7 protein-coding genes and 1 other RNA gene are annotated in these 8738 nt (G+C 30.7%); 7 read left to right on the forward strand and 1 reads right to left on the reverse strand.

Features of this window, described 5'->3' with window-relative positions; all coding sequences use genetic code 11:
• Nucleotides 1-906 (forward strand): glucose-6-phosphate isomerase (locus JJE11_RS09365; RefSeq protein WP_291634878.1); only part of this gene is annotated, 906 nt, incomplete at its 5' end.
• 18 nt (nt 907-924) lie between these two features.
• The gene (locus JJE11_RS09370; RefSeq protein ID WP_291634880.1) at nt 925-1365 is read left to right on the forward strand and encodes a YaiI/YqxD family protein; all 441 of its coding nucleotides are present in this window, start codon (nt 925-927) and stop codon (nt 1363-1365) included.
• A gap of 110 nt (nt 1366-1475) precedes the next feature.
• Here JJE11_RS09370 and JJE11_RS09375 read toward each other — a convergent pair whose 3' ends face one another.
• Complete coding sequence (locus JJE11_RS09375; RefSeq protein WP_291634882.1) at nt 1476-1655, reverse strand: hypothetical protein; 180 nt, start codon at nt 1653-1655, stop codon at nt 1476-1478.
• 326 nt (nt 1656-1981) lie between these two features.
• Here JJE11_RS09375 and JJE11_RS09380 point away from each other — a divergent pair, with 326 nt between their 5' ends.
• From JJE11_RS09380 to ssrA, 5 genes are all read left to right on the forward strand, one after another.
• Complete coding sequence (locus JJE11_RS09380; protein WP_291634884.1) at nt 1982-3988, forward strand: triple tyrosine motif-containing protein; 2007 nt, start codon at nt 1982-1984, stop codon at nt 3986-3988.
• A 262-nt stretch (nt 3989-4250) separates the two neighbouring features.
• Nucleotides 4251-4967: a pseudouridine synthase gene (locus JJE11_RS09385; RefSeq protein ID WP_291634886.1), complete on the forward strand. Its 717-nt coding sequence runs from the start codon at nt 4251-4253 to the stop codon at nt 4965-4967.
• Nucleotides 4968-5480: 513 nt separating this feature from the next.
• On the forward strand, nt 5481-7664 hold the full coding sequence (gene rnr, locus JJE11_RS09390; RefSeq protein ID WP_291634888.1) for a ribonuclease R: 2184 nt from the start codon (nt 5481-5483) through the stop codon (nt 7662-7664).
• A 161-nt stretch (nt 7665-7825) separates the two neighbouring features.
• Entirely contained in the window at nt 7826-8293 is a 468-nt protein-coding gene (smpB, locus tag JJE11_RS09395) for an SsrA-binding protein SmpB (protein WP_291634890.1), read from the forward strand.
• Between the two features lie 217 nt (nt 8294-8510).
• Nucleotides 8511-8738: a transfer-messenger RNA gene (gene ssrA / locus JJE11_RS09400) on the forward strand; the annotation flags it as partial.

Raw genomic sequence — 8738 nt, forward strand, 5'->3', positions numbered from 1 at the left:
ACTACAGAACCTGCTATTGCTTTTAGAATATTCAAAGGATTATTAGAAAAGAAATACGGTGTAGAAGGAGCAAAAGCAAGAATTTTTGCAACTACGGATAAAGCTAGAGGAGCTCTTAAAAAATCAGCAGATGCGGCAGGATATGAAACTTTTGTTATTCCAGATGATGTAGGAGGTAGATTCTCAGTACTTACAGCAGTAGGGCTTCTTCCAATAGCAGTAGCAGGTATTAATATTGATGAGATGATGAAGGGCGCTGCGGATGCAAGAGAAGCTTATAATGAACCGGATATAAATAAAAATGATTGTTATAAATATGCAGCAGCTAGAAATGCACTATATAGAAAAGGCAAGGTTACAGAGATTTTAGTAAACTACGAGCCCGCACTTCAATATTTTGGTGAGTGGTGGAAACAACTTTGTGGTGAAAGTGAAGGAAAAGACCAAAAGGGAATATTCCCAGCATCAGTTAATTTTTCAACAGATTTGCATTCTATGGGACAATATATTCAAGAGGGTGTAAGGAATATATTTGAAACAGTTATAAATGTAGAAAAGCCAAGAAGAGAAGTTGTAGTAAATGAAGAAAGTGGAGATCTAGATGGGTTAAACTTTTTAGCAGGCAAAACTATGGATTTTATTAATAAAAAAGCTTTTCAAGGGACAGTACTTGCTCATAATGACGGGGATGTACCTAATATTATTTTAAATGTACCAACATTAAGTGCGTATAATTTTGGATATATGGTTTATTTCTTTGAAAAGGCTTTGGCAATAAGTGGATACTTGTCCGGTGTAAATCCTTTTGATCAACCAGGAGTTGAAGCATACAAGAAAAATATGTTTGCTCTTCTTGGAAAATCAGGATATGAAGAAATCAAAGCAAAACTTGAAAAAAGACTTTAGAGAAATGAGAAAAATTATATGAGAATTATTGTAGATGCAGATGGGTGCCCTGGAAAACAGCTTATAGAAAAAGCCGCAAAGGAAAACTCTATAGAGCTTATTATGTATTGTGACATTAATCATGTCTTAAGTAGCGACTATGCCACAATAAGGTATGCGGATAGTGGTTTTCAAAGTGTTGATATGAAAGTAGCTAATGAGGCTAAACCTAAAGACATAGTAATTACTCAAGACTTTGGGGTTGCTGCTATGGTTTTAGCTAAAGGCGCCTATGCTATTGGGCCTAAAGGACATATATATGATGATGATAATATTGATAAACTATTATTTGAAAGACATATGTCTGGTAAATTAAGACGTAGTGGAGGCAAAACCTTTGGCCCTAAAAAAAGAACGAATGAGGACGATGAAAAGCTTTATAACAATTTAATTAAACTGATTTTAAAAGCTCAATCATAGTATTTAGAATTTATAAAGCAGCTAGTAACTATCATTACTAGCTGCTTTATTTTTTTAGGGAAGTTTTAATTCAGTAAATTGAAAAATCAAATTATCTGCGAAATAAAAAGCTATTCAAAGTCATTTATCTGGTCCATATCAATACTATTTTTAATTCCTTCAGGATAAAGTGCTCCATTATTGACACTTTCTAAAATAGGGTAGCCACTTTTATTGCTTTTGTCAACAGTTATATCTTTTTTCTTATAGGGGTAATTAGGATTATATTGATCAAGTTTTCCATCCTGCATAATATCTCTCCTCTCGTTAATTATTAGAAATATATATATTCCTAATAACTTTTTTTATTTTTGAAAAGAATCTGTACTTGTAGTAGTTTTACCAAATTAATAAATATTATAATAACAAATTTAACACCATAAAAAATTATAAAATTTGATGAATAGGTTATTTTAAGATGAAATCATGAGTTTTTATGTCAATAAATAAAATAAAAAAATGAATATACGTACTGTTACAAATAATGTAATTATAGTATAATAAATCATTATAGAGGCTATTTTTTTAAATAATACTTTTGTATTGTATAGCTCATTTAAAAGGTAGGTGAATTTAAATGAATGAAATGAATATATTGTTTAGCTTAGAAAACCTTGAAGAAAAATATAAAGAAATTGAAATAAGTGTTGAAAATAAATTAGAGGATAATTTGAACTATAAATTTCTTGTAGGACTGGAAGGAACATGGACTACGTTGAAGGAATTAGGTGAAGCTAGTACTACTATGTGGAAACCTATGATAGAGGGCAAGTACTCTATAATGGTACAAGCTAAAAGAAAAGAAAGTAATAGACCCTTTGATTTTATGTCTAAAATAGATTATATAGTTGGAGAGGCTAACGAAAAGCTAATAACTGATATTTATATAGACAAAACAGAAATAATGCTAGGTGAAAAAATTACTTTAACAGTAGAAGGCACTAAGATTCCTATTATGTATAGATACTGGATACGTGAAAATGAAAACTGGTTACTTATTAAGGACTATTCACCAGAAAATATACTTACTTGGACTTCGAAATATTCTGGAGAACAGGAATTTTTGATAGAATGTAAGAATTTAGATTCTAATAACGTCTTTGATGATTTTATGAAAATAGAATTTAAAGTACAAGCTTTGCAATCCCTAGAAATTATGAATTTTAAATGTTTGACTCAAGACCTGATTGAAGGAAGAGAGCTAGTTTTCGAGGTTGAGGCAAACTATGAAGATAATAGAATGGTTTTATATAAGTTTTTAAAAATTAATGCAGAGGGATATAGTACTTGTTTGCAAGATTATTCAAGTCAAAAATTAGTTAGTTATGTTGAAGAAAATAAAGGAGATTATAAGCTACTATGTATCGCAAAGGATATGTATTCACTTAATGAATTTGATGACAGGGCATTAATTCATTATACCGTAAATCCTTATGAAGAAATAAACATACATAGTTTCACTAGTGATTTAAGTTCACCACAGTTATGCGATACGCCTGTTCTTTTAAAGTGCATTGCCAGTGGCGGAAAAGAGTTATTGTATAAATTTAAAATAGATGGAAATTATGCAGAGGATTCTGGTTATATTAGAAACAACAATTATATATGGGTACCAAAGGAAGCTGGAGAATATAAAGCACATTTATGGGTGAAGGATGCATCTTTTAAGGGAGAATATGAGAAGAGTGTTTGTTTAGACTTTATAATTGATAATGTAGATAACGGAAATGTTATTATAGAGGATATTATAATAGACCAGAAAGGCACCGTACTAATAGGTGAAGTTGTTCGTGTAAAAGTTAAAGCCACAGGAGGACTTTCTTTAAGATATAGTTTTGTAGTTTTTAAAGATGATAAAGAGATAGAGAAAATTGAATATCTAGCACATGACTTTGTAGATTTCACTCCAGAGGAAAGCGGTAAATTTAAACTAGAAGTAAGAGTGAAAGATAAATATTCCAAGAGGGAATTTGATTGTCACGCAGTGATATATATTGAAGCGCTTCAATATATTCCGGCTAAAATAGAATATGTTTTAACCCCTGCAAGAGAATATTATATGGTGGGAGATACTATTTCATTGGTGGTAATATCTGAGAATACAAAAGATACTCTTGTGAATTACGTTTTAAAAATAAATGGTCATTACGTCGAACAAACAAAATTTGTAGAATATAAAAATTATGAGCTTAAACCTAAATGTAGTGGTACCTATTCAATAGAACTTCAAGCAAAGAATAAATCTAGCATACATTCTTATGATAGTAAGAAAGAAATAAAAATAGAAATACATGATTCCTTACCTATTACAGATACAAAAATTCTATGCGATAGGACAAAGTTCATAGTTAATGAAGCAATAACATTTGTTACACAAAATAAGGGAGGTAAGGACGTTGTATATGAGTTCTATCTTATGGAAAAGGGGGACTGGAACTTAGTACAAAGATTTAGCATGAAAAATGATTATACATTTATGCCTTTTACTAAAGGGATTTACAGAATGCTAGTACTCGCAAAAAATTATTATAAGAGTATTTCGTATGAAGATTATGATATAATGGAAATTGAAGTAATAGAGTAAATTAAAAACAGCTTTTAATAAGCTGTTTTTTTTATGAGTAATTATTCTTTTAAAACAACTACATAAAAGGGGATTGTTATAATGGTTGCATTTTAAATATTATTTTTATTTTTTTGCTATAAGGGATATAATAATGGTAACTCTGATTTTATTTGACCCATAGAGATTAGGAAAATTATAAATTGTATATATAAAATCACTTGGTTATATATCTTACTATAAGAGATGAAGTTATAAGAAACAGTTAAGGAGATGAACGTAAATGGAAAGAATAGACAAAATATTATCAAATTTAGGACATGGAACAAGAAAAGAAGTAAAGGGGATATTAAAGAAAGGCAAAGTAGAGGTTGATGGAATATTAGCAAAGGATAGTGCTATGAAGGTTGACCCAGATAAGGTCGTAATAAAGGTATCAGGTGAAGAAATTAATTATAGAAAATACATATATTTAATTATGAATAAGCCTGCTGGCGTGGTTTCGGCAACGGTAGATAAACATGATGAAACTGTAATTGATTTAATAGATCAGGAATACCTTGCTTTTAAGCCATTTCCTATAGGACGATTAGATAAAGATACAGTAGGCCTAATTCTAATTACTAATGATGGCGAATTAAATCATAAATTGATAGCACCTAAGAATCATGTAGATAAGGTATATTATGCTGAGATTAATAAAGCTATAACTACAGAGGACGTGGATATATTCAAGAAAGGCGTTGTTATAGACGACGGATATAAATGTATGCCAGCCGTATTAGAAGTATTAAAAGCAAATGAAAATGGATCCGAGGTAATGGTAACTATTCAAGAAGGCAAATTCCATCAAGTGAAAAGAATGTTTGAAAGTGTAGACAAGAAAGTTGTATTTTTAAGAAGAATTAGTTTTGGACCATTAAAGTTAGATGAAAATTTAGGTGAAGGACAGTGTCGAGAATTGTCGGGAAAAGAGATAGATTTATTAAAACAGGTTTAATGCAGTTAATAATATCATCATATATTGCGAAAATGAATAAAATATGAATAAAATGCCTTCACTTTAAAAATTGTTTACAATAAAATCTGCAAAACTGCTTGCAAATCGTATCGAATTTTAATATAATTAGGTTGTTAAGATAAATAGAAAGATAAATAGCCCCCTTTTTATTTATAAAAAACAGCCCAACCCCAAGGGCTGTTTTATTTTGCGTAAAAAAGTAGATTTATTTGAATGTGCTTTAGGTGAAGAAATGTTACATATTATATTTCGACAAACTGTCTGCGTTAAATAAAATTATTTAATGTGGGCATTTTTTATTGGTTAATAGGGAAGAATATAACCACATAGTATATACTAGTTGTATTTTTTGAACTATAATAAAGTGAGCAAATATAGAAATGCATGTATATTTTAACAAAATAATTAGTGGAAAACTAAAGCAATAATAAATATTTTTATATATATTCAAAAAAAATATATTAATATAAAATTAGATAGGAGGAAGACTTGATGGAGATAAAAGAAAATTTATTAAGTTTCATGACAGAGCAAGCATACAAACCTATGAATACAAAAGAACTTTCTAAAGTGTTTGATATTAAAAAAGCAGGCATGAAGGAGTTTAGTGGTTTATTAGCTGAGATGGAAAAAAATGGTGAGATAGTTAAAACACGTACTGAATATTATGGTATTCCAGAGAAGATGGGCCTTGTAATTGGTAAATTTCAAGGACATCAAAGAGGGTTTGGATTTGTAATAGCAGATGAAGAAAGACCTGACATATTTATTACCGCAGATAATGTCAATGGAGCAATGAATGGAGATAAAGTTCTTGCAAAAATTTTAAAAGAAGAAAATAAGGGTAAAAAATGTGAAGGCGAAATTACGAGAATAATAGAAAGATCTAATAAGACAATAATAGGAACTTATGATGATAGTAAAAACTTTGGTTTTGTAGTAGCTGATGACAAAAGGATTACTCAGGATATATTTATTCCTAAAGCAGAGAGAAATGGTGCTAAAACTGGGCAAATAGTAATAGCTGAAATAACACAGTGGCCAGAAACAAGAAGAAATCCTGAAGGAAGAATTATTGAAATCCTTGGGAATAAAGGCGATGCAGGCATCGATATATTAACTGTAATAAAAAAACATAAGCTACCAGAGGAGTTTCCACAAAAGGTTGAGGCTTATGCAGACAATATAGTTGATGAAATTTCAAAAGAAGAATACACAAGGAGAACAGATTTAAGGGACTTACGTATGGTGACTATAGACGGAGAGGATGCTAAAGATTTAGATGATGCGGTGTCTATTGAGATATTAGCCAGTGGAAATTATCGTTTAGGAGTTCATATTGCGGATGTTAGTCACTATGTTAAAGAGAAAAATGTACTGGATATAGAAGCTCTAAAAAGGGCAACTTCTGTATACTTAATTGATAGGGTTATACCAATGCTACCTAAAAAGTTATCAAATGGAGTTTGTAGTTTAAATCCTAAAGTGGATAGATTAGCTCTTAGTTGCTTTATGGAAATAGACAAGAATGGTAAAAGTATAGATCATGAGATAGTTGAAAGTGTTATAAAAACTAATGAGAGAATGACTTATACCGATGTGACAAAAATACTAAGAGATAAAGATGTAGAAACAATCAAGAAATATGATTATCTATATGAAGACTTTAAGCATATGGAAGATTTATGTGCCATACTTAATAAAAAGAGAATGGGTAGAGGGGCTATAGATTTTGATTTTACTGAGTGTAAAATAATATTAAATGAATTTGGAAAACCTATAGATATTGTTCCATATGAAAGAGCTATTGCAAATAGAGTGATTGAGGAATTTATGCTAACGGCTAATGAAACTATAGCTGAGCATTTTTTCTGGCTCAACGTACCGTTTGTATATAGAATCCATGAGGATCCAGATGAAGAGAAATTAATGCATTTTAGTGAATTTGCACATAATTTAGGATATTCTATGAAGTGGGGAAAAGAGATACATCCTAGAATGCTTCAAGATGTAATAGCAAAAGTAAAAGGACATAAAGAAGAGATGGTGCTAAGTACTTTGTTACTTCGGTCAATGATGAAAGCAAAATATTCTCCGGATTGCGGTGGTCATTTTGGTCTGGCAGCCAAGTATTATTGCCATTTTACGTCACCAATTAGAAGATACCCAGATCTTATGATCCATAGAATAATTAAAGAAGTTATTAATGGAGGCTTAAGTGAAAAAAGAACAGAAAGATTAAGAAAAGAAGTAGAAATTGCATCAAAACAATCGTCAGATATGGAAAGAGTGGCAATGGAAGCTGAGAGAGAAGTAGATGACTTAAAGAAAGCTGAGTACATGAATGAACGAATTGGGCAAGAATTCGATGGAATTATTTCTTCAGTAACCAATTTTGGATTGTTTGTTGAGCTTCCGAATACTGTAGAGGGTTTAGTTCATATGAGTAGCTTGGATGATGATTATTATGTATTTGATGAAAGACATTTAACCCTTATAGGGGAGAGAACTAAGAAAATGTATAGATTGGGAGAAGAGGTAAAAATCATAGTAAGTAAAGTTGATTTAACTTCCCATGAGGTTTATTTTGATATAATTAAAGATGGTGATGATAGTGAAGAAGAAATAGAGGAACTATCGGTTAGTGATTTGGATAAACTAATAAAGGAAGAGTAGGTACATGAAATACAGAAGGGGCAGTAACTGCCTCTTCTGTTTGTTCTATTATAGGATAGTTATGTGAATCTATATTTATGTAGACATAATCCATATATTCTTGAAAAATAATATAATATATAGTATAATGATGTATTAATAAGAATAAAGTGGGTGAGGTTATGGCAAAGGAAACAGGAAATAAAACACTAGTGGAAAATAGAAAAGCAAGACATGATTATTTTATTGAAGATGCAATGGAAGCGGGTATAGCACTTGTTGGTACAGAGGTAAAGTCTATTAGAGCTGGAAAAGCAAACTTAAAAGATAGTTATGCAGATGTTATAAATGGTGAAGTATTTATTAAAAATATGCATATAAGTCATTATGAAAATGGGAATCAATTTAATGCTGATCCATTAAGAGTCAGAAGATTATTGCTTCACAAAGAACAAATAGAAAAACTAGTAAGATTTACGGCTCAAAAGGGTTATACATTAGTTCCATTATCACTTTATCTTAAAAATACCAAAGTAAAAGTTAATCTTGGTATTGTTCGCGGTAAAAAAGATTATGACAAGAGAGATGCAATGCTTGAAAAAGATGCTAAGAGAGATATGGATAGACAGATAAAAGAAAGAATGAGATAACAAGCAATAATACACTTAAATTCCATAATATTAGACTTGATAAAGTATATGAAATAGTGTATTATTAGGCTATAGTCAGTAATACAGTAAAACATTTTAAATTACTGTTTAATTGATTTATAAGACATTTAATAGATATAAATTTGCGTTATATATATGCAATAATTTTTATATTATTGCGGTGCAAAAGATTTAAGTTTAATCTTTTCACATTTAAGGGGGCGTACTTGGTTTCGACGGGGGTACGTTGCATCGAGGAAGCGAGTCGAGGGAACCTATGGACCCGCGTTAAAAAACTATTGGAACAATTTAAACGCAAACGATAATTTAGCACTAGCAGCTTAGTTCTGCTACGTCTTACCTTTGATTACCGCGACTTAGGATAGGGCGCCGACAGCGGTGAACCGAGTCTGGGAAAGCTTTGACCTGGAAACGGAAAATATGA

Source organism: Clostridium sp., assembly GCF_016650095.1.
Lineage (GTDB): Bacteria > Bacillota > Clostridia > Clostridiales > Clostridiaceae > Clostridium_AD.

What these genes read in the sequence shown, in the direction of transcription:
- JJE11_RS09370 (WP_291634880.1), top strand. Translation starts at nt 925, where the DNA reads ATGAGAATTATTGTAGATGCAGATGGGTGCCCTGGAAAACAGCTTATA.
- JJE11_RS09375 (WP_291634882.1), bottom strand. Translation starts at nt 1,655, where the DNA reads ATGCAGGATGGAAAACTTGATCAATATAATCCTAATTACCCCTATAAG.
- JJE11_RS09380 (WP_291634884.1), top strand. Translation starts at nt 1,982, where the DNA reads ATGAATGAAATGAATATATTGTTTAGCTTAGAAAACCTTGAAGAAAAA.
- JJE11_RS09385 (WP_291634886.1), top strand. Translation starts at nt 4,251, where the DNA reads ATGGAAAGAATAGACAAAATATTATCAAATTTAGGACATGGAACAAGA.
- rnr (WP_291634888.1), top strand. Translation starts at nt 5,481, where the DNA reads ATGGAGATAAAAGAAAATTTATTAAGTTTCATGACAGAGCAAGCATAC.
- smpB (WP_291634890.1), top strand. Translation starts at nt 7,826, where the DNA reads ATGGCAAAGGAAACAGGAAATAAAACACTAGTGGAAAATAGAAAAGCA.